This window comes from Streptomyces sp. NPDC051907 (assembly GCF_040681075.1).
Lineage (GTDB): Bacteria > Actinomycetota > Actinomycetes > Streptomycetales > Streptomycetaceae > Streptomyces.
The window spans coordinates 93085-119936 of record NZ_JBFAYB010000009.1 but is presented as its reverse complement, the minus strand read 5'-3'; the positions used below and the strand labels follow the sequence as shown (position 1 = coordinate 119936).

Here is a 26852-nt window from a genome sequence, read left to right as displayed (position 1 = left end):
CACTCACCAGCGAACCGTATCGACCAGTCCCGCCTCCTGAAGACGGGTGCGTGCCTCATGCTCGGAAATGGGCTCCCCGTTCAAGAACCACTCCTCCTTGCCGGGCTGCCACACACGCTCCAACTCCCAGCCCCTGTCGACGCAGCGAATCTTCATCCTGCCTCGGTCCGGGCTCCTCCCCAGCAGCTGCCTTGCCTTCCTGAGGCCCTCGAGTGCTTTCATGCCGGCCTCCCACAGGACATCGGATTCCAACGGAGGGTACCTGCGCGCCATGTCGACACGACAGGCCCGGCGTAAACGCCTCGCCGCTCTTCGTTATCCCGTTTTCGTCCCGCCGTGGCCGTCCTGTGATCCCGGCGTCGTCCCAGGTGAGGCAGCGTCAATTCGTAGGCGGAGTGCGGAAGTCTACCGACGCGTAGTGGTTGATTGTGCGCTTGTGAAGGGTACATAAGGGTCCTGGGAAGCAGCACAGCTGCAGCAGCACAACTGCACAGGACACGAAGGGAGCCCGCCGTGGACAAAGACGTCTCCGCGGGAAGCGCTACGACTTCCACTCTCGGCCACCTCGCACTCGGACTCACCCTGCTGGCGTTCGGCATAGGCCACACCGGCGTGCTCGACAACGTCGCGGCGTCCGACGCCTCCGCCGTCGCGACCTGGGTCGGCGGCGTGGCGCTGTTCGTCGTCGGACTGCTCGAGCTCCGCGCCGGCAGCGCCGGCACGGGCACGGCCTTCGCCGGGCTCGGCGCCTTCTGGTTCACCTGGGGGACCGGAGTCGGCTCCGAGGTCTCCGCCGAGGCGGCAGGGCTCTTCCTGCTGCTGTGGGCGCTGCTCGCACTGACCCTGACGGCCGCCTCCGCGGGGAGCGGCGTGTTCGGGCAGGGCGTGTACGGACTGTTGTTCGTCTCGCTGCTCCTGCTCGGCATCGCCTCGTTCGCGGAGAACGAGGGGCTGGCCAAGGCGGGCGGCTGGGTCGGCGCGGTGGCGGGCCTGGCGGCCTGGTACGGCGCGACCGCGGCGCTCGCCAAGTGGCCGACCCTCTCCGGGCGCGCTGCCGGCCGGGGAGTGACGGCCACCGGCTGAGGCAGCTGCAAGCCGGTGCTTGGGCGGCGCCGGCTTATAGAAGGGAACGCCCCCTGCGCGCTGGTGGCACGCGCAGGGGGCGTTCTCATGCCCCGAAGGGCGGTCCGACTGGGTCCGGCTGGGTCCGGCTGGGTCCGAGTGGGTACGACTACTCGACGGTGACGGACTTCGCCAGGTTGCGCGGCTTGTCGATGTCCCGGCCGAGCGCCAACGCCGTGTGGTAGGCGAGGAGTTGCAGCGGGATGCCCATCAGGATCGGGTCCAGCTCGTCCTCGTTCTTCGGCACCACGATGGTGTGGTCGGCCTTCTCCTGCTCGCGGTGCGCGACCGCCAGGATCCTGCCGCTGCGGGCCTTGATCTCCTCCAGGGCCGCGCGGTTCTTCTCCAGCAGGTCGTCGTCGGGCACGATCGCGATCGTCGGCAGCGCCGGCTCGATCAGCGCCAGCGGACCGTGCTTGAGCTCGGACGCCGGGTACGCCTCGGCGTGGATGTAGGAGATCTCCTTGAGCTTCAGCGACGCCTCCAGCGCCACCGGGTATCCGCGCACCCGGCCGATGAACATCATCGACTTGGCGTCGGCGTACTCGGCCGCCAGCTTCTTGATCTCCTCCTCCGTCTCGAGGATCTCGCTGATCTGCGCGGGCAGCTTGCGCAGGCCCTCGATGATCCGCTTGCCGTCGGAGACGGAGAGGTCGCGTATGCGGCCCAGGTGCAGGGCGAGCAGCGCGAAGGCGACCACGGTGTTGGTGAAGCACTTGGTGGACACGACGCAGACCTCGGGACCGGCGTGCACATAGGTGCCGCCGTCCGCCTCGCGGGCGATGGCCGAGCCGACGACGTTCACCACGCCCAGGACGCGCGCGCCCTTGCGCTTGAGCTCCTGGACGGCGGCCAGCACGTCGTACGTCTCGCCCGACTGGGAGACCGCGATGTACAGGGTGTCGGGGTCCACGACCGGGTTGCGGTAGCGGAACTCGGAGGCGGGCTCGGCGTCCGCGGGGATGCGGGCCAGGGACTCGATCAGCCCGGCGCCGATGAGGCCGGCGTGGTACGAGGTGCCGCAGCCGAGGATCTTGACCCGGCGGATGCCGCGGGCCTCGCGGGCGTCCAGGTTCAGGCCGCCCAGGTGGACGGTGGAGAAGCGGTCGTCGATCCGGCCGCGCAGCACGCGGTCGACCGCGTCGGGCTGCTCGGAGATCTCCTTGTGCATGTACGTGTCGTGGCCGCCCATGTCGAAGGAGGCGGCCTCCCACTCCACGGTCTCCGGGGTGGCGTTCGTCGACGTGCCGCTGGTGGTGTACGTGCGGAAGTCGTCGGCCTTGAGGGTGGCCATCTCGCCGTCGTTCAGGGTGACGACCTGGCGGGTGTGGGCGATCAGCGCGGCGACGTCGGAGGCGACGAGCATCTCCTTCTCGCCGATGCCGAGGATGACCGGCGAGCCGTTGCGGGCGACGACGATGCGGTCGTTGAAGTCGGCGTGCATGACCGCGATGCCGTAGGTGCCCTCGATGACCTTGAGCGCCTCGCGGACCTTCTCCTCCAGGGTGGTGGCCTGGGAGCGGGCGATCAGGTGGGTGATGACCTCGGTGTCGGTCTCGGAGGCGAAGACGACGCCGTCCGCTGCCAGCTTGGCGCGCAGCTCCTGCGCGTTGTCGACGATGCCGTTGTGGACGACGGCGACCTTGTTCTCGGGGTCCAGGTGCGGGTGCGAGTTCACGTCGCTCGGCGCGCCGTGGGTGGCCCAGCGGGTGTGGGCGATGCCCGTGGTGCCGGCGAAGCGCTTGGGCACGCGGGCCTCGAGGTCGCGGACGCGGCCCTTGGCCTTGACCATCTTCAGGCCGGCGGCCTTCGGGCTGGAGATCACGATGCCGGCGGAGTCGTACCCCCGGTACTCCAGTCGCTGCAGCCCCTCCAGCAGCAGCGGAGCGACGTCACGCTTGCCGATGTATCCGACGATTCCGCACATGGTTGTCTTTCCCCTCCATAGTTCAGGTGTGTGCTCGGCCCGCGGGCCGTCGGCCGGTGGTCAGCCGTAGACGATGCGGCGCAGCTGGCGGAGCGAGAGCTCCGGCGGCGCCACGGCGCGGTGCGGCAGCTCGGCCGCGATCCGCTCGAAGATCGCTGAGTTCACCTCGCCGCCGGACTGCAGCTCGCGGTGGCGGCGGCGGACGAATTCCTCCGTCGTCTCGTCGAAGTACGCCAGCACGTCCAGCACCACACGGGCGGCCTCACCGCGCTGCAGCGCGGTGCTGCGGACGAGGTGGTCGACGAGGTCGTCATGCGACGGGCGACTGGGCGGGCGTTGTTCGAGCACTCGTAGATATTGAAGGGTCGCCTACCGTGATTGCAAGAATCCTGCCCGATTCCGGGCACGGACTGCGGGAATAGGCCATAAAAAGCGCCGCCGACGAGCTCAGAGGTGCCTCAGAGGCGATGCGGAGGCGCTTCAGAGGCGCTTGAGGACGGCCTGCTTGGCGGTGGAGAACTCCTCGTCCGTCAGTATCCCCGACTGATGCAGCTCGCCCAGCTCCCGCAGCCGCCGCAGCAGCGCGTCGTGATCGTCGCCGCTGGGGGCCAGGGCGGCGGGCTCCGCGGGGGCCGGGGCGTTCGGATGGGGCATCCGGGCCACCACGGCGGACGCCAGCAGAGCCATGAGCGGGTCCTTCTTGAAGCCGTTCAGCTCGACAGCCTGAGGATCGCGGTCCGCCGGGATCCTCGGCGCGCTCATAGAGGTGACGAAGCGCACATAGCCGTTCTCCAGTCCGCGGGCCGGCAGCCACTCCACGGCGTGCAGAGCGGCGAGGGCGAGCGTGGTCGGGCCGCCCGCCGACTTCTTGTCGTCCGTGTGCCAGGTCCACTCCAGGCGGATGGTCCGGCCGTCGAAGGAGGCCGTGCCGTCGCCGGCGCCCACGGTGATGGGCAGCGGCGGACCGGGCAGCAGATAGCCGTCGACCGGGCCGTCGGGCGTCCCCTCCAGCAGCAGGGCGCCTCGGACCTCGTCCACGAAGTACTCGGCGACTCCGGCGCGGTCGTTCTCCACGTTCAGCCGGTAGGGGTAGGAATTGTCATCCAGGCCGCCGCCGGTGATCTGGAGCAGCGGGTCGGCGCCCTCGCGCAGCCGCAGCCGCAGCAGCCCCGACTTCCTGCCCGGCTCGAAGGAGATTCCCGCCAACGCGCCCAGCGGCACGGCGATCTCGCCGAGCGTTCTGCGCAGCAGGCTCACGCCCTTGTCGCGCCCCGGCACGATCCGCACCGTGTCCCCGTCGAAGGTCCACGTTCCGTCCTTCTGGATGATTTCCGCCATGCGGGGATTCTCGCATTGGCGTAGTGAGTAAGTGGTCTACACCTTGACCGGAGTTGAGCCGCGCGGTACGCATGACAACCGTTCGGTTGCTCTGCACCACAAGTGTGACGCCCCTCGAAGGGATACCCGCCTGTGAGTCAGCCCAGAACGCTTCCCCGTCTGCTCGGTTCGCTGCTGCTCGTGGCGGCCGCGGGCATCACCGCCGCCGCCTCGCCCGCGGTCTCGGCCGGCGCCGCCCCCGCTCCCGCCGCCCGTCCGCTCGGCGAGGTCGTCCCCGCCCCGGCCTCCGTACGGCCCTCGGGCTCGCCGTACACCCTGACCGCCGCCACCCGGATCCGGGTCGACGACGGGTCCCGGGAGGCCCGCGCCATCGGCACGTACCTCGCCGGCATCCTGCGCCCCTCCACCGGCTACGCCCTGCCCGTCACCGACGTCGACGGCGCCGGCGGCATCCGACTGCGGCTGCGCGCCTCCGAGGGCGCCCTGGGCGAGGAGGGCTACCGCCTGGAGTCCTCGCGCGGCGCGGTCACCGTCACGGCCCGCAAGCCCGCGGGGCTCTTCCACGGCGTCCAGACGCTGCGTCAGCTGCTGCCCGCCGCAGTGGAGAAGGACACCCGCCAGCCGGGCCCCTGGCAGATCGCCGGCGGGACCGTCACCGACACCCCTCGCTACGGCTACCGGGGCGCGATGCTCGACGTGTCCCGGCACTTCTTCACCGTCGACCAGGTCAAGCGCTATATCGACCAGCTGGCGCTCTACAAGATCAACAAGCTGCATATGCACCTCTCCGACGACCAGGGCTGGCGCATCGCGATCGACTCCTGGCCGCGGCTGGCGTCCTACGGAGGCTCCACCCAGGTCGGCGGCGGTCCGGGCGGCTACTACACCAAGGCCCAGTACCGGCAGATCCTCGCCCACGCCGCCGCGCGCTACATGGAGGTCGTCCCCGAGATCGACATGCCGGGCCACACCAACGCGGCCCTCGCCTCCTACGCCGAGCTGAACTGCGACGGCGTCGCCCCGCCCCTCTACACCGGCACGGCGGTCGGCTTCAGCTCGCTGTGCGTGCCCAAGGAGGTGACGTACGACTTCGTGGACGACGTGGTCCGCGAGCTGGCCGCGCTCACCCCGGGCAAGTACCTCCACATCGGTGGCGACGAGGCGCACTCCACCAGCCACGCGGACTATGTGGCCTTCATGGACCGCGCCCAGGCGACTGTGGGGAAGTACGGCAAGACCGTCGTCGGCTGGCACCAGCTGACCGGGGCCAAGCCGGTCGCGGGCGCGGTCGCGCAGTACTGGGGCTACGACCGGACCAGCGCGGCGGAGCGCAAGCAGGTCGCGGACGCGACGAAGAACGGTACCGGGCTGATCCTCTCGCCCGCGGACCGGATCTACCTCGACATGAAGTACACGAAGGACACGCCGCTGGGGCTGTCCTGGGCGGGCCTGGTCGAGGTGCAGAGGTCGTACGACTGGAACCCGGCGACGTACCTGGAGGGCGTGGCCGAGGGGGCGCTGCTGGGAGTGGAGGCGCCGATCTGGACGGAGACGCTCTCGACGAGCGACCACATCGAGTACATGGCGTTCCCGAGGCTGCCCGGGGTGGCGGAGCTCGGCTGGTCGCCGCAGTCGACGCACGACTGGGCGGCGTACCGGCTGAGGCTGGCCGCGCAGGGGCCCCGGATGGAGGCGCTGGGGATCGACTACTACCGGTCGCCGCAGGTCCCCTGGCCCGCGAGCTGACCGGCGGCCCCGGGCGCCGGACGGGCTGAGCGCCCGGGACCGGCGGCCGGAGAGGCCGGAGAGAGGAGACGGGCGCGCGCGAGGGACCGTTTTCGCGCGCGCCCGCCTGTCACTGGGAGAACCGCGCGATCGGGTTCTCGAGCGTGCCGACGAGCTGGAGCGCGCCGGACGGGTCGGAGAGGTCCACCATCTGCCGGTTGTCGCGCAGCTGGAGCCGGTTGAGGCAGGAGAGCGCGAAGTCCTCGGCGAACATGTCGTACTCCGCGAACTTGTCCGCCAGATGCGGCATGGACTCCTGGTAGCCGCGCACGCACTCCGCGACCGTCCGCCAGAACGCCTCCTCGTCCATGCGGCCCTCCGCGGCCAGGGCCGCGCCCATGAAGCGGAGGAAGCAGTCGAAGACGTCCGTGAAGATCGACAGCAGCTTCATGTCGTCCGGGACGTCCTGCCGGACGCGCTCCACGGCCGGCGGCAGGACCGCGTCCGCGTCCATCACCGCGATCTCCTCGGCGATGTCCTTGAAGATCGCCCGCTGGACCGTGTCGTCCTCGCCGAAGACCAGGATCACGTTCTCGCCGTGCGGCATGAACACCAGGTCGTAGGCGTAGAAGCAGTGCAGCACCGGCACGAGGTACGCGTCCAGATAGCCCCGCAGCCACTGCGCCGGCGGCAGCCCGGACCGGTCGATCAGCGCGCCCGCGAAGGACGCGCCCTCGTGGTCCACATGGAGCAGCGAGGCCATCGTGGCCAGCCGCTCGCCGCCCTCGACAGAGGCGACCGGGCTCTCGCGCCAGAGCGCGGCCAGCATCTTGCGGTACGGGGAGTAGCGGTCGGTCGCCCGCTCGTACTGGAGGTGGCGGTAGCCGATCGCCGCCCGCTCCTTGATGATCGAGAAGCGGGCCGCCTTGAGGACGTCGTCGCTGTCGATCAGGGCCCCGAGCCAGTCGTTGATGGCCGGGGTGGCCTCCATGTACGCGGCGGACAGGCCCCGCATGAAGCCCATGTTCAGCACCGACAGGGCCGTCTTGACGTAGTGCTTCGACGGGTCGGTCGTGTTGAAGAACGTACGGATCGACTGCTGGGCGAGGTACTCGTCGTCGCCCGTCCCCAGGCACACCAGACGCTGCTGGGCGATCTCCGCGGCGAAGGTGACGGAGAGCTTGTTCCACCACTGCCACGGGTGCACGGGCAGCAGGTAGTAGTCGGCGAGGTCCAGGCCCAGCTCGTCGAGCCGGGCGCCGAAGCGGGCGAGGGTCCCCTCGCCGAGCTCGTCGCGGACCAGCGCGTCGTAGTCCAGCCCCGCGCCCGAGGTGAACGTCGCCCGGTCGCGGCGGGCCGCGAGCCAGACCAGCTTGACCTCGCTCGCCGTCTCGGGGGCGTACGAGAGGTACTCGTGCACGCCGAAGCCGAGCCGGCCGTTGTTGGCGACGAAGCAGGGGTGGCCCTCGGTCATCCCCGTCTCGATCTCCTGGAACCCGGACCCGGCCAGCTCCGCGGAGGTCAGCTGCTTCTTGGCGAGCTTGTACGCGGCGCCGGAGAGCGTGGAGGAGATCTCCTCCAGGTACACCGGCAGGATCTCGTCGCTCAGGCCGAGGGCGCCGCGCAGCTCGATGAAGAAGTCCAGCGCGTCCAGCGGCGCCTCCGCGCCGTCCAGATGGCGGGTGATCGACTCGGCCGGGATCTGCCAGTGGTCGAGGGCGAACAGGCGCGCGGTGAAGCGGTACGCGACGGCAGAGTCGTCGCTGAGCACCTGGTAGCGGTCCTCGCCCAGCGCCTGGGGCGTCAGCAGCCGCTCGTGGGAGAACTCCGCGAGCGCCTTGCGCACGAGCAGCCGGTTGGCCTGCTCCCACAGCTCGGGGGTCAGATGGGCGACGGCGTCGGAGAGGCTCATCGGGCCACCGCCTGCGTCGCCAGGAACTGCTCCCGGGTGCACACGCTGAGATACGCGTCCTTCTCCGGCTTGGCGATCCGCTCGACGATCTCGAAGCCGACGGCCTCGTTGAGCGCGTGCACGGCCTTGTTGCCCACGTCCGGCTCGACGACGACGCGCTCGACCGTCTCGTCCGCGAACAGCTCCTCCATCACCGCGGTGATCACGGCGCGGGTGAAGCCGTGCACCGGGGTGTCGGTCGGCGCGACCAGGAAGTGCATGCCCACGTCGCCCGGCTGGGCCTCGTACAGCCCGACGAGCTCCACCTCGGCGGGGTCGTAGCGCTCCATCAGGAAGACCGGCACGCCGTCCCGCATGCCGATGAAGGCGTGGTGGTGCGGGTGGGCGGCGATCGCCATGTACTCGCGCTCGACGTCCTGGAGCTTCGCGTCCTGCATCATCCAGAAGGCGGCCTTGGGGTGGGTGACCCACCCGTGCAGGAGCTCGGCGTCGGCGAACGGGTCGAGGGGGCGGACGGTGAAGGTCATACGGAGAACTCCTGGAACGCGATGGACTTTTCGACGGGGTAGTACTCGGTCCCCAGCAGCTCGCCGATGATGTACGCGTTGCGGTACGCGCCCATGCCCAGGTCGGGCGAGGTGATCGAGTGCGTGTGGACGCCCGCGTTCTGCAGGAAGATCTCGCGCCCGGCGGTGTCGATGGAGTAGTTGCGGGCGACGTCGTAGCGGCCCTGCCCGTCCTTGCGGATCCGGTCGGCGACCGGGGCCAGGAACTCGGGGGCGACGTACTTGTAGCCGGTGGCCAGGATCAGGCCCTCGGTGCTCAGCTCGAAGTCCTTGCCCTGCTCCTCCTGGCGCAGGCCCAGCGTGTACCCGCCGCCCTCGTAGCTCGCGCTGTGCAGCGCGGAGTTGGTCAGCAGCCGGGTGGGGACCGGGCCCCCCAGGCTCTTCTGGTAGAGCAGGTCGAAGATCGCGTCGATCAGGTCCCCGTCGATGCCCTTGAACAGGCCCTTCTGCTCCCTCTCCAGCCGGTAGCGGGTCGCCTCGGGCAGCGCGTGGAAGTAGTCGATGTACTCCGGGGAGGTCATCTCCAGCGTCAGCTTGGTGTACTCCAGCGGGAAGAACCGCGGGGAGCGCGTGACCCAGTTGAGCCGGTAGCCGTGCACGTCGATCTCGGACAGCAGGTCGTAGTAGATCTCCGCGGCGCTCTGTCCGCTGCCGACGAGGGTGATCGACTCCTTGCGCTGCAGCGCTTCCTTGTGGTCCAGGTAGCGGGAGTTGTGCAGGTAGTCGCCGCCCAGGTCCTGGCAGGACTCGGGGATGTACGGCGGGGTGCCGGTGCCCAGGACGAGACGGCGGGCGCGGAAGGCGGCGTCCGCGGTGCGCACCACGTACACCTCGCCCTCCTCGTCGTACGACACCGAGGTCACGGTGGTGTCGAACAGGACGCTGCGCAGCTTGCCGGCGGCCCAGCGGCAGTAGTCGTTGTACTCGGTCCGCAGCGGATAGAAGTTCTCGCGGATGTAGAAGGAGTACAGCCGGCCCGACTCCTTCAGGTAGTTCAGGAAGGAGTACGGCGAGGTGGGGTCGGCGAGGGTGACCAGGTCCGACATGAACGGGGTCTGCAGGTGCGCGCCCTCGAGGAACATGCCCGAGTGCCATTCGAAGCCCGGCTTGGACTCCAGGAACAGGCCGTTCAGCTCGTCGATCGGCTCGGTCAGACAGGCCAGGCCGAGGTTGAAGGGGCCGAGCCCGATCCCGATGAAGTCGTACGTCTCACGGGGTTCAGGAAGCGTGGACAAGGTTCTCTCCAAGGTACTGCTCGGCGTGGCCGGCGATCAGATCGAGGACGGCGGCGATGTCTTCGGTCGTCGTCTCAGGGTTGAGCAGGGTGAACTTGAGGTACTGGCGGCCGCCGACCTTGGTGCCGGCCACGACGGCCTCGCCGGACGCGAAGAGCGCCTTGCGGGCGTAGAGGTTGGCGCGGTCGATCAGGGTGGGGCTGGTGACGGCCTCGGGGATGTAGCGGTAGACCAGGGTGGACAGCTGCGGCTCGACGACGACGTCGAAGCGCGGGTCGGCGGCGAGCAGGTCCCAGCCGGCGGCGGCGAGGTCGCAGACCTCGTCGAAGAGCTGGCCGACGCCGTCCGCGCCCATCACGCGCAGCGTCATCCACAGCTTGAGCGCGTCGAAGCGGCGGGTGGTCTGCAGGGACTTGTCGACCTGGTTGGGGATCTTCTCCTCCACCGTGCGCCGGGGGTTGAGGTAGTCCGCGTGGTACGTGGCGTGGCCGAGCGTGGCGCCGTCGCGCACGAGGATCGCGGAGGAGCTCACCGGCTGGAAGAAGGACTTGTGGTAGTCCACGGTGACCGAGTCGGCGCGCTCGATGCCGGCCAGGAGGCCGCGGCGGGTGGGGGAGGCGAGCAGTCCGCAGCCGTAGGCGGCGTCGACGTGCATCCAGGCGCCGTACTGCTCGGCCAGCTCGCCGATCTCGGGCAGCGGGTCGATGGAGCCGAAGTCGGTGGTGCCGGCGGTCGCGACGATCGCCATGGGGACCAGGCCCTCGGCGTGGACGCGCTCAAGCTCCGCGGCGAGCGCGACCGTCTGCATCCGCTTGTTGCGGTCGACGGGTATGGAGACGACGGCGTCGGGGCCGAGACCGAGGAGGGTCGCGGACTTCTGGACGCTGAAGTGGCTGCACTCGGAGCTGAAGATGCGCAGTTTCGCGAGGTCGCGGGTCTTGGCCTCTTCGCGGGCCAGCAGCATCGCCTGGAGGTTGGACTGGGTGCCGCCGCTGGTGAAGACGCCGTCGGCGGCGGGGCCGAGGCCGATGCGCTCGGTGGTCCAGTCGATCAGGCGGCGCTCGATGAGCGTGGCGCCGGCGCTCTGGTCCCAGGTGTCGAGGGAGGAGTTGACCGCGGAGAGGACGGCCTCGCCGAGGACGGCGGGGATGACGACCGGGCAGTTGAGGTGGCCGAGGTACCGCGGGTGGTGGAAGTAGACGGCGTCGCGCAGGTAGACGCTCTCCAGCTCGTCGAGGGCGGCGGAGGCGTCGCCCAGCGGCTGGTCGAGGTCGATGGCGGACACGACTGGGGCGAGCTCGTCGGGGGACACACCCGTGAACGGCTGTCGGGTTGTGGCGAGACGATTCGCCACCCGCTCGACTCCTTCGGTCACGGAGCGCCGGTAGAGCTCCGCCGTTGCGTCATTGAGCAGGTGCGAGCGCATGCAAGGTCCTTTTGGAATGCGGGGACTTGGTCGCCCTCGGGGAGAAGGAAGGGGGCGAGGGGGGGACGTTTAGTTAGGTTAGCCTAACCTAACTTTTCACGCCACCGGCCCCTCGCCCCCCACGGGACGCAACTGTTATGCCGTTGTTCACACTTCGGCGGACGCCTCGTCCTCGACGACGTCGTCGGGCGCCTCGCGGTAGCCGTCCTCGCTCAGCCCTTGGCGCCAGTAGCCCACGAACGTGACGCGGCGCCGGTCGACTTGGCGCTCGCCCACGAGATGGCGGCGCAGCGCCTTGACGCTGCCCGACTCGCCCGCGATCCAGGCGTACGGAGTGCCGGCCGGGAACTCGGCGGCGGAGACGGCCTCCAGAGCCGAGGGCGCGCCGTCGGCCCGCACCAGCCAGGTGATCCGGGCGTCCGCGGACGTGGCCATCTCCAGCCGGTCCTGCGGGTGCTGGACCTCCAGGAAGACCTCGGCCTTCAGGGAGGCGGGCAGCCACTCCAGGATCGCCGCGGCGGCCGGCAGCGCGGTCTCGTCGGCCCAGATCAGCACCCAGTCCGTGTCCTTCGGCGGACGGCAGCGCACAGCGGTGTTGTCGGCGACCGCGGGGCCGAGCACCGTGACCCGGTGCCCGGGCGCGGCGGCCGCCGCCCAGCGGGAGGCCGGGCCGCCGTCGCCGTGCAGCGCGAAGTCGATGTCGACCTCTGCGGGGTCCGGGCGCTGCTCCCGCACGGTGTACGAGCGCATGACCGCGCGTACGTCGTCGGGCATCGCGCGCCAGGCGCCGAGGGTGGCGTACATGTCGCCGTCCTCGGCGACCGGGACGACCGGCGCCGGCTGGCCGGGGTGCGGGAGGAAGAGCGAGAGGCTCTGGTCGCGGCCCCCGGCGGCGAAGTCCACAAGGGCCTCGCCGCCGAAGGTCACACGGACCATCGACGGGCCGAGCCGCCGGGTCCGGACGACCTCCAGGTCGAAGAAGCGGAAGGGGGCGGGCTCGGCCTGCGTCGTCATGGTCAGGCGGCCTTCTTCGCGTTCTCGATGGCCTTGGCGAGGTCCTCGAGGATCGGCGCGCACTTGTCGTACGAGTAGATCGGCTCGGTGACGCGCGGGAAGACCTGCCCGGCCTTGACGGCGGGGAGCTTGGCCCAGGTCGGCTTGGAGGCCAGGTCCTTGGGCTGCAGGGTGCCGGTGCGGTTGTCCAGGATGATGATGTCGGCGTCGTACTTGCCGGCGTTCTCCCAGCTGAGCTCCTCGAAGAAGCCCTGGGCGTTCGCCTTGGGCTCGACGAACTTCACGCCCAGCTCCTGGAAGTAGAGCGTGTCGGCGGACATCTTGGGGACGGAGACGTAGAAGAGCTCCGCGCTGCCGGAGCCGATGAGGACCTTGACGTCGGGCTTCGACTTGGCGGCGGCGCGCAGCCGGGCGGCGGCCTTCTCGAAGCGGGCCTTGGCGTCGACGGCCTTCTTCGACTTCACGTCGCCGCCGAGGGAGGCGGCGAGCTCGGCGTGGCGCTCCAGGGCCTTCTGCATGCTGGTCTCGGCGGCCCACAGAAGAACGCTGGGAGCGATCTTCATGATCTTGTCCTTGGACTGCGGCGGGACGTACCACGGGTCGTCCTTGGCCCACATGTTGGTGACCAGGAGGTCGGGGGCGAGCGCGGCGTACTTCTCGATCTTGAACTCGCCGTACGCGTTGCCGATGATCTCGACCTTGTCGACGTCGAGGTCGCCCGCCTGGACGTCGGGCTTGCCGTCCTTGGTCTTGGTGGGGCCGAACACGCCCTTGACCGAGACGCCGTAGTCGTGGAGCGCGGCGGCGGTGCCGACGAAGGCGACGATGTTCGTGGGAACGGCCTTGAGGGAGACCTTCGTGCTCCGGTCGTCGGTGAAGGACCAGGGGCCGGACGACTTCTTCGCGGCGGACTTGTCCGCGCCGCCCTTGTCGTCGTCCTTGCCGCAGGCGGCGAGAGCGGCGCCGAGACCGAGGGCGCTGCCCGCGGCGAGGACACCACGACGGGTGAGGTGGGAGGGGCGGGCGTTGGGCATGGTGATGTCCGCTTTCGTATGCGCCGGTTTCTGGTAGGCCTGTTTCTGGCCACAGGGAAGTTCGAGGGTAGGTTAGCCTAACCTCATCGGCGGTTTCGAGAGGGGCCGCGGAATTGTGATCTAGACGGCGGGGGTGGACTGTCGTGGGGGCGGGCGGGGTTGGCGCGCCCTGCGCGGGCGACCCGCGGGGCTCTGCCCCGGACCCCGCGCCTCAATCGCCGGGAAACTCAGCCCGTCCGGCGTTTGAGGACACGGCCGGAGGCCGTACGGGGGCGTAGCCCCCCGGGGCGAGGGTGGCGTGCCCTGTGCGGGCTGCCCGCGGGGCTCCGCCCCGGACCCCGCGCCTCAATCGCCGGCGAGGCTTGGATTGGGGGCCTTGTCCCCGAGCCCCCGCTTCAAAGGCCGGGAAACCCAGCGTCTCTGGCGAGGTCGGATGTGCGGCTCAAGTCCGGGGAAACTCAGCCCGTCCGGCGATTGAGGACACGGCCGGAGGCCGTACGGGGGCGTAGCCCCCCGGGGCGCGGGTCGTGCCCTGTGCGGGTTGCCCGCGGGGCGCTGCCCCGGACCCCGCGCCTCAAACGCCGGCGAGGCTGAAGGTGCGCCTCAAACGCCGGCGAGGCTGAAGGTGCGCCTCAAACGCCGGCGAGGTTTCCGTTAAGCCGGGAGGCCCAACTCCCTTGCGATCAGCATGCGCTGGACCTCGCTCGTCCCCTCGCCGATTTCCAGGATCTTGGAGTCGCGCCACATCCGGGCCACCGGGTACTCGTTCATGAAGCCGTAGCCGCCGTGGATCTGCGTCGCCTCGCGGGCGTTGTCCACCGCCACCGTGGAGGAGTACAGCTTCGCCAGCGCCGCCTCCTTCTTGAACGGCTCTCCTTGGACCAGCCGCGACGCCGCGTCGCGCCAGCCGACGCGGGCCATGTGCGCGCGCATCTCCATGTCGGCGATCTTGAACTGGATCGCCTGGTTCGCGCCGATCGGGCGGCCGAAGGCGTGGCGCTCGCGCGCGTACTTCACCGACTCGTCCACGCAGCCCTGCGCCAGACCCGTCGCCAGCGCCGAGATCGCGATCCTGCCCTCGTCGAGGATCCGCAGGAACTGCGCATATCCGCGCCCCTCCTCGCCGAGGAGGTTCGCCACCGGGACCCGTACGTCCGAGAAGGCCAGCTCACGCGTGTCCGACGCGTTCCACCCCACCTTGGAGTAGGGCGCCGCGACCGTGAAGCCGGGCGTGCCCGACGGCACGATGATCGAGGAGATCTTCGGCTTGCCCTCGGCCGTGCGGCCGGTCACCGCCGTCACCGTGACCAGGCCGGTGATGTCGGTCCCGGAGTTGGTGATGAAGCACTTCGAGCCGTTGATCACCCACTCGTCCCCGTCGCGCACGGCCGTCGTCCTCGTGCCGCCCGCGTCCGAGCCCGCCCCCGGCTCGGTCAGGCCGAACGCGCCGAGCATCTCGCCGGAGCACATCCGCGGCAGCCACTCGCGCTTCTGCTCCTCCGTGCCGAAGCGGTACACCGGCATCGCGCCCAGCGACACCCCCGCCTCCAGCGTGATCGCCACGGAAGAGTCGACGCGCGCCAGCTCCTCCAGCGCTATGCCGAGCGCGAGGTAGTCGCCGCCCATGCCGCCGTACTCCTCGGGGAACGGCAGGCCGAACAGCCCCATCCGCCCCATCTCGCGGACGATCTCGTACGGAAACTCATGGCGCTCGTAGAAGTCGCCGATCTTCGGCGCCACGACGTCGTGGGCGAACTCTTCGACGGTGCGGCGCAGTTCCTCGTGCTCTGTGGAGAGCCGGTGGTCAAGGGACATCGCTAGGACTCCTTGTGGGAGAGGGCGCGGACGGTACGGGAGGGGCTGGGACGGCCCAGTCGGTCGGCCATCCACACGCTCGTGGCGGTGAGCCGGCCGAGGTCGACGCCGGTTTCGACGCCGAGGCCGTGCAGCATCCACACGAGGTCCTCGGTGGCGAGGTTGCCGGTCGCGCTCTTGGCGTACGGGCAGCCGCCGAGGCCGCCCGCCGAGGCGTCCACGGTGGTCACGCCGTGCTGGAGCGCGGCGAGGGTGTTGGCCAGTGCCTGGCCGTAGGTGTCGTGGAAGTGCACGCCGATCGCGGAGGTCGGCACGCCCTCCTCGTTGAGCTGGGCCAGAAGGCTCTGGACGTGCCCGGGCGTGGCGACCCCGATGGTGTCGCCGAGGCTCAGCTCGTCGCACCCCAGGTCCATCAGCGCCTTGGCGACCCGCACCACCTGGTGGACGGGGACGGGACCCTCCCAGGGGTCGCCGAAGCACATCGACAGATAGCCCCGGACATGAACGCGGTCCGCCTTGGCGCGGGCGACGACCGGCTCGAACATGGCCAGCGACTCGTCGACCGAGCGGTTGAGATTGCGCAGGGCGAACGTCTCCGTCGCCGACCCGAACACCGCGATGCGGCGCGCGCCGAGGGAGAGGGCGCGCTCCAGCCCGCGCTCGTTCGGCACGAGCACCGGCAGGGCGACGCCCTCGAGATCGCCCAGCATCGGGAACAGCTGCTCGGCGTCGGCCAGTTGGGGCACCCACTTGGGGTGGACGAAGCTGGTCGCCTCCACGGTCGTCAGACCGGCCTCGGCGAGGCGGTGGACGAACTCCGCCTTCACCTCGGTCGGCACGACCTCCTTCTCGTTCTGCAGGCCGTCGCGCGCGCCCACCTCGTGGATGCGCACCCGCGGCGGCAGATCCTGCACGGGAAAGGCCATCGGCAGTCCGTCGGTCATGACCGGCCCTCCGTTCCCGACGGGCCGGACTGCTCCGGCTTCTCCGCGGCGTCGGACGGCGCCGGCTCGGGGGTGACCACGGCCAGGACCTGGTCCATCTGGACGGTGGAGCCCGCGCTCACGTCGAGCTCGGTGACGGTCCCGGCGTGCGGGGCGGAGATGACGTGCTCCATCTTCATCGCCTCGACCACCAGCAGGCTCTGCCCGGCGGCCACCTGGTCCCCGACCGCCACCTTGACGACGGTGACCGTGCCCGGCATGGGCGCGGCCAGGGTGTCGGCCCCGGAGCGCGCGCCGCCGGTGAGGGACGCGGCCACCGGGTCGAAGTCCTGGACGTGCCACGAGTCGCCGTCCCGGCCGAGCCAGGAGCCGGCCCGCCAGAAGGTGTGCACCATGCCGTCGACGGTGACCGAGACCCGGTCGTCCTCGACCCGGTGACTGTCGCGGTCTCGCGCCTCGTACTCCGTGGGCTCCAGGCCCGCTGCCCGGAACCAGTGGACGACGGGCGCAGGACGGCCGCCCATCCGCCAGCCGGTCGACGCCGAGAACGGGTCGCGCCAGCCCTCGCCCCGCTGGGGGGACAGCTCGGCCAGGCGAATGGCCGCCGCGGCCTCGTACACCTCGTCCGGCACGCCCTCCGGGACCAGGCCGTCGGCCTCCCGCTCCACCAGGCCGGTGTCCAGGTCGCCCGCCGCCACGTCGGGGTGGGCCAGCAGCCGGCGCAGGAAGCCCGCGTTGGTCGGGACGCCGAGGGTCACCGTGTCCGCGAGCGCCGAGCGCAGCCGGCGCAGCGCGGTCGGCCGGTCGGGGCCGTAGGCGATGACCTTCGACAGCATCGGGTCGTACAGGCTGCCGACCTCCGTGCCCTCGCTCAGGCCCGAGTCGGTGCGCACCCCCTCGCCCTGCGGCTCGCGCAGCGCGAGGACCGTGCCGCCGGAGGGGAGGAAGCCGCGGGCGGGGTCCTCCGCGCAGATGCGGGCCTCGACCGCGTGCCCGCTGAAGGTGACGTCCTCCTGGGCGAAGGCCAGCGGCTCGCCGGCGGCGACCCGCAGCTGCTGCTCCACCAGGTCCAGGGCGCCTCCGGCGATGGAGACGGCCAGCTCGGTCACCGGGTGCTCGACCTGGAGGCGGGTGTTCATCTCCATGAAGTAGTACGCGGACGGGTCGCCGCCCGGGACGATGAACTCCACCGTCCCCGCGCCCCGGTAGCCGCACGAGCGCGCCGCCTGGACCGCCGCCTCGCCCATCGCGGAGCGGGTCTTCTGGTCCAGCAGGACGCTCGGCGCCTCCTCGATGATCTTCTGGTGGCGGCGCTGCAGGGAGCACTCGCGCTCGCCGAGGTGCACCACGTTGCCGTGTCCGTCGGCCAGGACCTGGATCTCGATGTGCCGGGGGCGGTCGATCCACCGCTCCACCAGCAGCGTGTCGTCGCCGAAGGAGGCCCGCGCCTCGCGCCGGGCCGCCGCGATCTCGTCCATCAGGGCGGACTCGACGCGGGTGAGCCGCATGCCCTTGCCGCCGCCGCCCGCGGAGGGCTTCAGCAGCACCGGCATGCCGATCTCCCGGGCGGCGTCGGCCAGTTCGTCGTCGCTCAGGCCGCTGCCCGAGGAGCCGGGCACCACCGGGACGCCGGCCTTGCGCACGGTCTCCTTCGCGCGGATCTTGTCGCCCATCAGCGAGATGGCGGACGCGGGCGGGCCGATGAAGACCAGCCCGGCCTCGGCGCAGGCCTGCGCGAACCCGGCGTTCTCCGCGAGGAAGCCGTAGCCGGGGTGGACCGCCTGCGCCCCGGAGCGCGCGGCCGCCTCCAGCAGCCGGTCCACGCGGAGGTAGCTCTCGGCAGCCGACGCGGGGCCGATGCGGACCGCCGTGTCCGCCTCCCGTACATGCCGGGCGTCGGCGTCCGCGTCGCTGAACACGGCGACGGAGCGCACGCCCAGCGTCCGCAGGGTGCGGATGACCCGGACGGCGATCTCGCCGCGGTTGGCGACGAGGACGGTGTCGAACATGGTCATCTGTCCCTCACATCCGGAAGACGCCGAAGCCGGGCGCCGAGTAGTCCTTCTGCGGCAGGGGGGCGTTGGCGCACGCCGTCAGGGCCAGGCCCAGCACCTGCCGGGTCTCCATTGGGTCGATCACGCCGTCGTCCCAGAGCCGGGCGGTGGCGTAGTACGCGTTCCCCTGCTGCTCGTACTGGGCGCGGATCGGGTCCTTGAAGGCCTCCTCGTCCGCGGTCGGCCACTGCTCGCCGCGCGCCTCCAGCTGGTCGCGCTTGACCGTGGCCAGCACGGAGGCGGCCTGCTCGCCGCCCATCACGGAGATCTTGGCGTTGGGCCACATCCACAGGAAGCGGGGGGAGTAGGCCCGGCCGCACATCGAGTAGTTCCCCGCGCCGTACGAGCCGCCCACCACGACCGTCAGCTTCGGCACGCGGGTGCAGGCGACGGCGGTGACCATCTTCGCGCCGTGCTTGGCGATGCCGCCCGCCTCGTAGTCCCGGCCGACCATGAAGCCGGAGATGTTCTGCAGGAAGAGCAGCGGGATGCCGCGCTGGTCGCACAGCTCGATGAAGTGCGCGCCCTTCTGGGCGGACTCGGCGAACAGGATGCCGTTGTTGGCGACGATGCCGACGGGGTGGCCGTGGATCCGGGCGAAGCCGGTGATCAGCGTCTGCCCGAACTCGGCCTTGAACTCGGCGAACCGGGAGGCGTCCGTGATCCGCGCGATCACTTCGCGCACGTCGTAGGGGGTGCGGGAGTCGACCGGCACCGCGCCGTACAGCCCGGCGGGGTCGACCTTGGGCTCCTCGACGGTCTCGACGGACCAGGGGAGGGGGCCGCGGGCGGGGAGCGTGGCGACGATGTTCCGCACGATCCGCAGGGCGTGGGCGTCGTCCTCGGCGAGGTGGTCGGTGACGCCGGAGGTGCGCGAGTGGACCTCGCCGCCGCCGAGCTCCTCGGCGGTGACGACCTCGCCGGTGGCGGCCTTCACCAGCGGCGGGCCGCCGAGGAAGATCGTGCCCTGGTTGCGCACGATCACGGCCTCGTCGCTCATGGCGGGGACGTACGCGCCGCCGGCGGTGCACGAGCCGAGGACCGCGGCGATCTGGGGGATGCCCGCGCCGGACATCCGGGCCTGGTTGTAGAAGATCCGCCCGAAGTGGTCGCGGTCCGGGAAGACCTCGTCCTGCATGGGCAGGAAGGCGCCGCCGGAGTCGACGAGATAGACGCACGGCAGGCGGTTCTCGAGGGCGACCTCCTGGGCGCGGAGGTGCTTCTTGACCGTCATCGGGTAGTACGTGCCGCCCTTGACGGTCGCGTCGTTGGCGACGACCACGACCTCGCGTCCGCTGACCCGCCCGATGCCGGCGATGACTCCGGCGGCCGGGGCCTGCCCTTCGTACATCCCCTCGGCGGCGAGGGGCGCGAGCTCGAGGAAGGGGGAGCCGGGGTCGAGGAGGGCGTCGACCCGGTCGCGCGGCAGCAGCTTGCCGCGCGCGGTGTGACGCGCGCGGGCCTTCTCGCCGCCGCCCAGTCTGGCCGCGGCGAGGCGGCTGCGGAGCCCTTCGGCGAGCTCCTGGTGTGCCGCCTCGTTGGCCTGCCAGGCCGGGGAGGCGGGATCTGCCGCACTCGCCAGCACAGGTGCCTGCTGCATTGCTCGAGCTCCCTTGCTCGGTTAATGAGCGTTAACGTGTTTCCTCAAGGTTAACGACCGCTAACAGCCCTGTCTAGAATGAATTCCCATGAGCACCAGGACCTCGGCCCCGACGCGCCGCGAGCAGATCCTCAACGAGGCCGCGCGCCTCTTCGCCGAGCGCGGCTTCCACGGTGTGGGCGTCGACGAGATAGGCGCCGCGGTGGGCATCAGCGGCCCGGGTCTGTACCGGCACTTCCCCGGCAAGGACGCGATGCTGGCGGAGCTTCTGGTGGGCATCAGTGAGCGCCTCCTCAGCGGCGGGCGGCTGCGGGTCGAGGACGCGGCGGCGGGCCCGCAGGCCCTGCTCGCCTCGCTGATCGACGGCCATATCGACTTCGCCCTCGACGACCGTCCGCTGATCACACTGCACGACCGCGAGCTGGACCGCCTGCGGGAGAGCGACCGGAAGCTGGTGCGGCAGCTCCAGCGGCAGTACGTCGAGCTATGGGTCGCGGTCGTCCGCGACCTGCACCGGGACGTCCCGGAGTCGGAGGCGCGGGCGGCCGTGCACGCGGTGTTCGGCCTGCTGAACTCGACCCCGCACCTGGGGTCGTACGGCAGCGGGCTCCCGGGGCGGGAGGCGACGCAGACGCTGCTGCGCCGGCTCGCGCACGGGGCGTTCGCATCGCTCGGCGACGAGGTCCGTACGGACGGCCGCGCAGACGGCCGTACAGCGGTCTGACGGCGCCCCCGGCGGCGGGGCGGCCCCGCGCCGCGACCTCCGGCGATATGTGAGCCCGCGACCCCTCCCACCGGGCGCGACGCCGTCCAGGGTTCGGGATGGCCGGGACGGGCCGTGACCGGGACGGCACAATGGGGGCATGCCGATACCCAGCCGTGAAGCCCTTGTCGATCACCTTGTTCGCTCACGTATCGCCGGAGACGTCGCCACCCCCCGCGACAACAACCTCTCCCACTACCGCAAGCTCGCCAACGGCGACCGTCATTACTGGCTCGGGCTGGAGCTCGGCGACCGCTGGACCGACGAGCAGGACGTGCTCGCCGTCATGGCCGAGCGGTGCGGGGTCAACGACGACCCCGAGCACCGGTACGGGCAGGACACGATCGACCCCGAACTGACCGTCGACGCGCTGGACCGGATGGCCGCCCGCCTGCGCAAGGCCGCCGCCGGAAAGGAGCGCGTGCTCTTCGCGACCGGCCACCCCGGCGGACTGCTGGACGTGCACCGCCAGACCGCCGACGCCCTGCGGGCCGCCGGCTGCGAGATCGTGCGGATCCCCGGCGGGCTCACCGCCGACGAGGGGATGGTCTTCCAGTTCGCCGACGTCGCCATGCTGGAGCGCGGCGCGACCCTGTGGCACACCCACTCCCCGGCGCCCATGGCCGCGATCCTCGACGGGCTGGAGCGCGAGGGCAGACCACAGCCCGACCTCGTCGTCGCCGACCACGGCTGGGCCGGCTGCGCCGGACAGCGCGGTCTGGACTCCGTCGGCTACGCGGACTGCAACGACCCGGCCCTCTTCATCGGCGAGGCGGAGGGCACCGTTCAGGTGACGGTCCCCCTCGACGACCACGTCACCGACCCGCGCTTCTACGACCCGCTGACCGCCTACCTGCTGGACGCGGCGGGCCTGGCCTGACCCAGCCCGTGCGCCTGACCCAGCCCGGGCGTGGGGTCCAGATCCCCCCGCTCGGGCTGCCGGCAGGATGCGCAGCGCGCACCAGAGCGCCCCTGCCCCCTCGAAGGGAGATCAGGGGCGCTCGCACCGGTCCGTATGCCGTTCGTTCAGCGAGGCACGCGAACGACGCCCTCCTGGATTACCGTGATCGCCAGCCGTCCGTCCTGCGTGTAGATCCGCGCCTGCCCCAGGCCCCGGCCGCCCGCCGCCGACGGGGACTCCTGGTCGTACAGCAGCCACTCGTCCGCGCGGAACGGCCGGTGGAACCACATCGCGTGGTCCAGGGACGCGCCCACCACGTCGCCCACCGCCCAGCCGCCCCGCCCGTGTGCGAGGAGCACCGAGTCGAGCAGCGTCATGTCGGAGACGTACGTGGCCAGGCACACGTGCAGCAGGGGGTCGTCGGCCAGCTTGCCGTTCGTGCGGAACCAGACCTGGGAGCGCGGCTCGCGCGGCTGCCCGACCGTGCCCCACGGAGGCGTCTCCGCGTACCGCAGGTCCACCGCGCCCCGCGCGTCCAGCAGCCGCTGGGCGACCTCCGGGGGCAGATGGCGCGGCAGCATCTCCGCGGCCGTCGGCAGGGTCTCCGGGTCGGGCGCGGGCGGCATGTCCGCCTGGTGCTCCAGCCCCTCCTCGTACGTCTGGAAGGACGCCGAGAGATGGAAGATCGGCTGCCCGTGCTGGACGGCGACGACCCGGCGGGTGGTGAAGGAGCGGCCGTCGCGGATCCGGTCGACGGTGTAGACGATCGGCGCGCCCGGGTCGCCCATGCGCAGGAAGTACGCGTGCAGCGAGTGCGCCACGCAGTCCTCGGGCACGGTGCGGCCGGCCGCGACCAGCGCCTGGGCGGCCACCTGGCCGCCGAAGACGCGCGGTACGACGGCCGAGCGGGACTGGCCGCGGAAATAGTCCTGCTCGATCTGCTCCAGGTCGAGCAGATCGAGCAGTTCGTCGAGCGCCTTGGTCACCTGGACTACAGGCCCATCGACTTGGCGATGATCGACTTCATGATCTCGCTGGTGCCGCCGTAGATGCGGTTGACGCGGTTGTCCGCGTACAGGCGGGCGATCGGGTACTCGTTCATGTAGCCGTAGCCGCCGTGCAGCTGGAGGCAGCGGTCGATGACGCGGTGCGCGACCTCGGTGCAGAACAGCTTCGCCGAGGCGGCCTCGGCCGGGGTCAGCTCGCCGGCGTCCAGGGCCTCCAGGGCGCGGTCGGAGACGGCCTGGGCGGCGTCCACCTCGGCCTGGCAGGCGGCCAGCTCGAACTTGGTGTTCTGGAAGTGCGCGACGGGCTTGCCGAAGACGGTGCGCTCGGTGACGTACTGCTGGGCGAACCGGACGGCCGCGGCGGCCTGGGCGTACGCGCCGAAGGCGATGCCCCAGCGCTCGGAGGCCAGGTTGTGGCCGAGGTAGTAGAAGCCCTTGCCCTCCTCGCCGAGCAGGTCCTCGACGGGGACCTTGACGTCGACGAACGCCAGCTCGGCGGTGTCGGAGGTGCGCAGGCCCAGCTTGTCCAGCTTGCGGCCGATGGAGTAGCCCTCGGACTTGGTGTCCACGGCGAACAGCGAGATGCCGAAGCGGCGGTCGTCCTCGCGCGGGGCGGAGGTGCGGGCGCACACGATCACGCGGTCGGCGTGGACGCCGCCGGTGATGAAGGTCTTGGCGCCGTTGAGGACGTAGTGCGAGCCGTCCTCGGAGAGCTTGGCGGTGGTCTTCATGCCCGCGACGTCGGAGCCGGTGCCCGGCTCGGTCATCGCCAGCGCCCACATCTCCTCGCCGGAGACGAACTTCGGCAGGTAGCGCTTCTTCTGCTCGTCGTCGGCCAGCATCTTGATGTAGGGGAGGGCGAGCAGCACATGCACGCCGGAGCCGCCGAAGTTGACGCCCGCGCGGGAGGTCTCCTCGTAGAGGACGGCCTCGAACTTGTGGGTGTCCAGGCCCGCGCCGCCGAACTCCTCGGGGACGTTGATGCCGAATACGCCCAGCTCGCCGAGCTTGTAGTAGAAGTCGCGCGGCGCCTGACCGGCTGCGAACCACTCGTCGTAGACGGGGACGACCTCGGCCTCGACGAAGGCCCGGATGGTCTCCCGGAACGCCTCGTGGTCCTCGTTGAAAACGGTACGGCGCACGGAACGCCTCCTTCAGCCGGTAGTGGTCAGGTTGTTTCTAAGCGCTTGCTCAGGCTGAAAAGTTACCCGTTGGTCACCAGGCTGTCCAGGCCTCGACGGCGTAGCCCGCGTCACAGCCTCCGCAGCGCGAACCAGAGCTCCATCCGTACGTCGGCGTCGTCCAGGTCCTCCTCCAGCAGCGACGCGCAGCGGGCGATGCGCTGGCGCACGGTGTTGCGGTGGATCTCCATTGCGGCGGCGGTGCGGTCCCAGCTGCCGTGCAGGGAGAGCCAGGCGCGCAGGGTCTCGACGAGCGCGGGGGAGCCGGCGAGCGGGGCGAGGAGGGCGCGTGCGTGGGCGTCGGCCTCGCCGGGCGGCAGCAGCCCGGCCAGCGAGGACTCCCGGTGGGCGACCAGGTCCACGCGGGTGGCCGTCGCGCGGCGCAGGGCCATCGCCGCCTGGGCGTCGGCGGCGGCCAGCTCCTCGGGCGCCGCGGCGGCGCTGACCCCCAGGACCCAGCCGGTCTGCGCGGTCGCGGGCCGGTCCGCGGGGAGCACGACCCGTACGGTCCCCTCCGCGTCCGGGTCGACGAGCGCGCTGCCCAGAGCGGCGCCGAGAGCGGCGGCGTCGAGGGGCGTGCCGCGCTCGCCCCTGTCGCCGCGGGCGCGCACCACCGTCCACGGGCCCGGCCCCAGCAGCCCTGCGACCTCCTCGGCGCGCGCGCCGAGGAGCAGCCGCACCAGCGCGGCGGAGCGGCCGTCGGCCTCCGCCCCCTGGTGCGGGGCGGTCAGCAGCGACAGCAGCACGACCGCGACCCCGGCGACCGTGTGGTCCCCGGGCTCGCGCGCCTCGGTGACGAGTCCGAGGGCGAGGCCCTGGCCGCCGCCGAGGGCGTAGGCGGAGAGATGGGCGCCGGGGACGGAGTCGGTGGCCGAGGAGGGGGCGCCGGCAGGGGAGCTCGCGGGGCGCGGGCCCTCGCCTGCGGCGCCCACCGCACGCGAGGTCGGGGTTGCCGTGAAGGCTGCGGGGCGCGGGCCTTCGCCCGCCGCGCGCGTGGTCGGGCCGGCAGCCGGGGAGGCCGTCGGCCGCGCGCCCTCGCCCGCCGCGCCCATCCCGCCCACCACGCGCGCCAGCCGCCCCAGCCCCGCCCGCGCCTCGGGCGACGGGGACCGGCCCGACGCGTGGAGCTCCGCGCCGTCCGGCGACAGCAGCACCGCCCAGCCCTCCAGACGCGAGGCCAGCTGGTGCAGGACCGCCGGGATCGGGTCCGGGCGGGCCGCCGCCGCGGCCAGGCCCTGCTGGGCCTGGGTCACCCGGCGCAGCTCCCGGTGCCTGGCCTGCGCCATCAGCTGCCAGACCGCCCGCGCCACCGCCGTGAACGTCGTCCTCGGCGGCACCTCCAGCAGCGGCAGCCCATACCGCTCGCACGCCTCGGCCAGCCCCCGCGGCACCGTGTCGTGCACCGGCGCGACGCCGAAGCCCAGCGCCGCCGCCCCCGCCTGCACGATGCGCGCGACGTACCTCTCCGAGTCCGCGGGCTCCTTCAGGAACATTCCCGAGCTCAGCAGCAGCTCGCCGCCGAGGAGATACGGGTACGGGTCCTCCATCTCCGAGGTGTGCACCCAGTGGACGACCGCGTCCGGGCCCGCGATCTGCCGCAGCCCCAGCTCGTCGCGGAGCAGCAGCGCCGACAGCGTGATCGGCGGAGTCGGCGGGGCGGCGGCTGTGGGCTCCGGCATGGACAGTCCATCCATCGGCGACGTCGAGAATGGATGAAACGTACGCTTCATCGACGCTTTCCGGCCACCTACCGTCGTCTCGGACAGGACCCGAGGACCCGGGGGACGAGACGGAGGAAGCCGATGGCTGTCGACTACGCAGTGATCGTCGTCTACATGGCGGGCATGCTCGGTATGGGCTGGTGGGGCATGCGCCGGGCCAAGTCCAAGAGCGAGTTCCTGGTCGCGGGCCGTCGTCTCGGCCCCTGGATGTACTCCGGCACCATGGCCGCCATCGTCCTCGGCGGCGCGTCCACCATCAGCGGCGTCGGCCTCGGCTACAAGCACGGCCTCTCCGGCGCCTGGATGGTTCTCGCCATCGGCCTCGGACTGCTCGCCCTCTCCGTGTTCTTCTCCGCCCGCATCGCCCGGCTGAAGGTCTACACCGTCTCCGAGATGCTCGACCTGCGCTACGGCGGCAAGGCCGGCCTCGTCTCCGGCGTCGTGATGTGGGCGTACACGCTGATGCTCGCGGTCACCTCCACCATCGCGTACGCCACGATCTTCAACGTCCTCTTCGACGTCGACCGCACCTGGGCGATCGTCCTCGGCGGCTCGATCGTCGTCGCGTACTCCACGCTCGGCGGCATGTGGTCGATCACCCTGACCGACATGGTGCAGTTCGTCGTCAAGACGGTCGGCGTGCTGCTGCTCCTGATGCCCATCGCGGTCGTCAAGGCGGGCGGCTTCGCCCAGATGAAGGCGCAGCTGCCGAACGAGTACTTCGACCCGCTGGGCGTCGGCGGCGAGGTGATCTTCACGTACGTCCTCGTCTACACCTTCGGCATGCTGATCGGCCAGGACATCTGGCAGCGCGTGTTCACCGCCCGCAGCGACCGCACCGCACGCTGGGGCGGCACGGCGGCCGGCACGTACTGCCTGGTCTACGCGCTGGCCGGAGCGGTCATCGGCACCGCGGCCAGGGTCCTGTTCCCCAAGCTCGGCAACCCCGAGGACGCCTTCGCGACGATCGTCAAGGAAGAGCTTCCGGTGGGCGTGCGCGGCCTCGTGCTCGCCGCCGCCCTCGCCGCCGTCATGTCGACGTCGTCCGGCGCGCTCATCGCCTCCGCGACCGTCGCCAACAACGACATCTGGGCCCGGCTGCGCGGCGCCGTCCGCAAGGGCGACGCGGCGCCGCACGACGAGGTCAAGGGCAACCGGATGTTCATCCTGATCATGGGCGTGGCCGTGATCGTGATCGCGATCCAGCTCAGCACCGTGCTCGAGGGCCTGACCGTCGCCTACGACCTGCTCGTCGGCGGTCTGCTGGTACCCGTCCTCGGCGGCCTGCTCTGGACCCGCGGCACGGTCTACGGAGCGCTGGCGGGAGTCGTCGGCGGCGGCGCGGTCGTGCTCGCGATGATGTGGAAGTACTCGATCATGGCCAACGAGCCGGTCTACTACGGCCTGCTGGCCTCGCTCGCCGCCTATGTCGTCGTCAGCCTCGCGACCGAGCCGACCGACCCCGCGATCCTGGCGAACTGGCGCAGGAGGCTGGCCGGGGAGGCCTCCGACGACGAACCCGTCGCCGTCCACAGCTAAAGTCGAATCGTAGTCAAACGCAATGAAG

21 protein-coding genes are annotated in these 26852 nt (G+C 71.2%); 5 read left to right on the top strand and 16 right to left on the bottom strand.

The genetic code is table 11. From position 1 onward, the window contains the following. The first annotated feature begins 513 nt into the window (after nt 1-513). The gene (locus tag AB0M39_RS08825; RefSeq protein ID WP_365361698.1) at nt 514-1083 is read left to right on the top strand and encodes a GPR1/FUN34/YaaH family transporter; all 570 of its coding nucleotides are present in this window, start codon (nt 514-516) and stop codon (nt 1081-1083) included. A 148-nt stretch (nt 1084-1231) separates the two neighbouring features. Here the strand turns inward: AB0M39_RS08825 and glmS are convergent, their stop codons facing one another. From glmS to AB0M39_RS08810, 3 genes are all read right to left on the bottom strand, one after another. Next, nucleotides 1232-3049, bottom strand: coding sequence for a glutamine--fructose-6-phosphate transaminase (isomerizing) (gene glmS / locus AB0M39_RS08820; RefSeq protein WP_365361696.1), 1818 nt, complete (start codon nt 3047-3049; stop codon nt 1232-1234). Nucleotides 3050-3109: 60 nt separating this feature from the next. Beyond that, nucleotides 3110-3397, bottom strand: coding sequence for a hypothetical protein (locus AB0M39_RS08815; protein ID WP_365361694.1), 288 nt, complete (start codon nt 3395-3397; stop codon nt 3110-3112). A gap of 132 nt (nt 3398-3529) precedes the next feature. Then, nucleotides 3530-4387: a DUF4429 domain-containing protein gene (locus tag AB0M39_RS08810; protein ID WP_365361692.1), complete on the bottom strand. Its 858-nt coding sequence runs from the start codon at nt 4385-4387 to the stop codon at nt 3530-3532. Between the two features lie 132 nt (nt 4388-4519). Between AB0M39_RS08810 and AB0M39_RS08805 the strand changes: the two genes are divergently transcribed. Then, nucleotides 4520-6133: a beta-N-acetylhexosaminidase gene (locus AB0M39_RS08805; protein ID WP_365361690.1), complete on the top strand. Its 1614-nt coding sequence runs from the start codon at nt 4520-4522 to the stop codon at nt 6131-6133. A gap of 109 nt (nt 6134-6242) precedes the next feature. On the opposite strand, the gene AB0M39_RS08800 is transcribed toward AB0M39_RS08805, so the two are convergent. The 10 genes from AB0M39_RS08800 to AB0M39_RS08755 form a co-directional block, all read right to left on the bottom strand. Further along, nucleotides 6243-8024 carry an IucA/IucC family siderophore biosynthesis protein gene (locus AB0M39_RS08800; RefSeq protein WP_365361688.1) on the bottom strand — a complete coding sequence of 594 codons (1782 nt, stop codon included), beginning with the start codon at nt 8022-8024 and terminating at the stop codon, nt 6243-6245. After that, complete coding sequence (locus tag AB0M39_RS08795) at nt 8021-8551, bottom strand: GNAT family N-acetyltransferase (RefSeq protein ID WP_365361686.1); 531 nt, start codon at nt 8549-8551, stop codon at nt 8021-8023. The genes AB0M39_RS08800 and AB0M39_RS08795 overlap by 4 nt, the downstream gene beginning before the upstream one ends. Next, a complete protein-coding gene (locus tag AB0M39_RS08790; protein ID WP_365361684.1) occupies nt 8548-9825 on the bottom strand; it encodes a lysine N(6)-hydroxylase/L-ornithine N(5)-oxygenase family protein in 1278 nt (425 codons plus the stop codon). The genes AB0M39_RS08795 and AB0M39_RS08790 overlap by 4 nt, the downstream gene beginning before the upstream one ends. Next, the gene (locus AB0M39_RS08785) at nt 9809-11251 is read right to left on the bottom strand and encodes an aspartate aminotransferase family protein (RefSeq protein WP_365361682.1); all 1443 of its coding nucleotides are present in this window, start codon (nt 11249-11251) and stop codon (nt 9809-9811) included. The genes AB0M39_RS08790 and AB0M39_RS08785 overlap by 17 nt, the downstream gene beginning before the upstream one ends. A 147-nt stretch (nt 11252-11398) precedes the next feature. Next, complete coding sequence (locus AB0M39_RS08780; protein ID WP_365361680.1) at nt 11399-12265, bottom strand: siderophore-interacting protein; 867 nt, start codon at nt 12263-12265, stop codon at nt 11399-11401. 2 nt (nt 12266-12267) lie between these two features. Further along, nucleotides 12268-13299, bottom strand: coding sequence for an ABC transporter substrate-binding protein (locus AB0M39_RS08775; RefSeq protein WP_365361678.1), 1032 nt, complete (start codon nt 13297-13299; stop codon nt 12268-12270). A gap of 654 nt (nt 13300-13953) precedes the next feature. Next, nucleotides 13954-15114, bottom strand: a complete 1161-nt coding sequence (locus AB0M39_RS08770) for an acyl-CoA dehydrogenase family protein (RefSeq protein ID WP_365361676.1) — start codon at nt 15112-15114, stop codon at nt 13954-13956. Nucleotides 15115-15116: 2 nt separating this feature from the next. Next, complete coding sequence (locus tag AB0M39_RS08765) at nt 15117-16058, bottom strand: hydroxymethylglutaryl-CoA lyase (RefSeq protein ID WP_365361674.1); 942 nt, start codon at nt 16056-16058, stop codon at nt 15117-15119. Then, on the bottom strand, nt 16055-18067 hold the full coding sequence (locus tag AB0M39_RS08760; protein ID WP_365361811.1) for a biotin carboxylase N-terminal domain-containing protein: 2013 nt from the start codon (nt 18065-18067) through the stop codon (nt 16055-16057). The genes AB0M39_RS08765 and AB0M39_RS08760 overlap by 4 nt, the downstream gene beginning before the upstream one ends. A gap of 13 nt (nt 18068-18080) precedes the next feature. Continuing rightward, entirely contained in the window at nt 18081-19712 is a 1632-nt protein-coding gene (locus AB0M39_RS08755; RefSeq protein WP_365361672.1) for a carboxyl transferase domain-containing protein, read from the bottom strand. Nucleotides 19713-19800: 88 nt separating this feature from the next. Between AB0M39_RS08755 and AB0M39_RS08750 the strand changes: the two genes are divergently transcribed. Both AB0M39_RS08750 and AB0M39_RS08745 read left to right on the top strand, forming a co-directional pair. Beyond that, a complete protein-coding gene (locus AB0M39_RS08750; RefSeq protein ID WP_365361670.1) occupies nt 19801-20436 on the top strand; it encodes a TetR/AcrR family transcriptional regulator in 636 nt (211 codons plus the stop codon). Between the two features lie 139 nt (nt 20437-20575). Next, the gene (locus tag AB0M39_RS08745; protein ID WP_365361668.1) at nt 20576-21355 is read left to right on the top strand and encodes a phosphatase; all 780 of its coding nucleotides are present in this window, start codon (nt 20576-20578) and stop codon (nt 21353-21355) included. Nucleotides 21356-21501: 146 nt separating this feature from the next. Here AB0M39_RS08745 and AB0M39_RS08740 read toward each other — a convergent pair whose 3' ends face one another. The 3 genes from AB0M39_RS08740 to AB0M39_RS08730 form a co-directional block, all read right to left on the bottom strand. Next, nucleotides 21502-22362 carry an acyl-CoA thioesterase II gene (locus AB0M39_RS08740; protein WP_365361666.1) on the bottom strand — a complete coding sequence of 287 codons (861 nt, stop codon included), beginning with the start codon at nt 22360-22362 and terminating at the stop codon, nt 21502-21504. Between the two features lie 5 nt (nt 22363-22367). After that, entirely contained in the window at nt 22368-23525 is a 1158-nt protein-coding gene (locus AB0M39_RS08735; protein WP_365361663.1) for an acyl-CoA dehydrogenase family protein, read from the bottom strand. Between the two features lie 110 nt (nt 23526-23635). After that, complete coding sequence (locus tag AB0M39_RS08730; RefSeq protein WP_365361661.1) at nt 23636-25243, bottom strand: PucR family transcriptional regulator ligand-binding domain-containing protein; 1608 nt, start codon at nt 25241-25243, stop codon at nt 23636-23638. A 123-nt stretch (nt 25244-25366) separates the two neighbouring features. Between AB0M39_RS08730 and AB0M39_RS08725 the strand changes: the two genes are divergently transcribed. Continuing rightward, on the top strand, nt 25367-26824 hold the full coding sequence (locus tag AB0M39_RS08725; protein ID WP_365361659.1) for a sodium:solute symporter: 1458 nt from the start codon (nt 25367-25369) through the stop codon (nt 26822-26824). Nucleotides 26825-26852: the final 28 nt, after the last annotated feature.

Coding starts and splice junctions, on each gene's coding strand:
- AB0M39_RS08745 (WP_365361668.1), top strand. CDS start 20,576: ATGCCGATACCCAGCCGTGAAGCCCTTGTCGATCACCTTGTTCGCTCA.
- AB0M39_RS08760 (WP_365361811.1), bottom strand. CDS start 18,067: ATGTTCGACACCGTCCTCGTCGCCAACCGCGGCGAGATCGCCGTCCGG.
- AB0M39_RS08810 (WP_365361692.1), bottom strand. CDS start 4,387: ATGGCGGAAATCATCCAGAAGGACGGAACGTGGACCTTCGACGGGGAC.
- AB0M39_RS08755 (WP_365361672.1), bottom strand. CDS start 19,712: ATGCAGCAGGCACCTGTGCTGGCGAGTGCGGCAGATCCCGCCTCCCCG.
- AB0M39_RS08725 (WP_365361659.1), top strand. CDS start 25,367: ATGGCTGTCGACTACGCAGTGATCGTCGTCTACATGGCGGGCATGCTC.
- glmS (WP_365361696.1), bottom strand. CDS start 3,049: ATGTGCGGAATCGTCGGATACATCGGCAAGCGTGACGTCGCTCCGCTG.
- AB0M39_RS08765 (WP_365361674.1), bottom strand. CDS start 16,058: ATGACCGACGGACTGCCGATGGCCTTTCCCGTGCAGGATCTGCCGCCG.
- AB0M39_RS08800 (WP_365361688.1), bottom strand. CDS start 8,024: ATGAGCCTCTCCGACGCCGTCGCCCATCTGACCCCCGAGCTGTGGGAG.
- AB0M39_RS08730 (WP_365361661.1), bottom strand. CDS start 25,243: ATGCCGGAGCCCACAGCCGCCGCCCCGCCGACTCCGCCGATCACGCTG.
- AB0M39_RS08775 (WP_365361678.1), bottom strand. CDS start 13,299: ATGCCCAACGCCCGCCCCTCCCACCTCACCCGTCGTGGTGTCCTCGCC.
- AB0M39_RS08750 (WP_365361670.1), top strand. CDS start 19,801: ATGAGCACCAGGACCTCGGCCCCGACGCGCCGCGAGCAGATCCTCAAC.
- AB0M39_RS08795 (WP_365361686.1), bottom strand. CDS start 8,551: ATGACCTTCACCGTCCGCCCCCTCGACCCGTTCGCCGACGCCGAGCTC.
- AB0M39_RS08785 (WP_365361682.1), bottom strand. CDS start 11,251: ATGCGCTCGCACCTGCTCAATGACGCAACGGCGGAGCTCTACCGGCGC.
- AB0M39_RS08780 (WP_365361680.1), bottom strand. CDS start 12,265: ATGACGACGCAGGCCGAGCCCGCCCCCTTCCGCTTCTTCGACCTGGAG.
- AB0M39_RS08770 (WP_365361676.1), bottom strand. CDS start 15,114: ATGTCCCTTGACCACCGGCTCTCCACAGAGCACGAGGAACTGCGCCGC.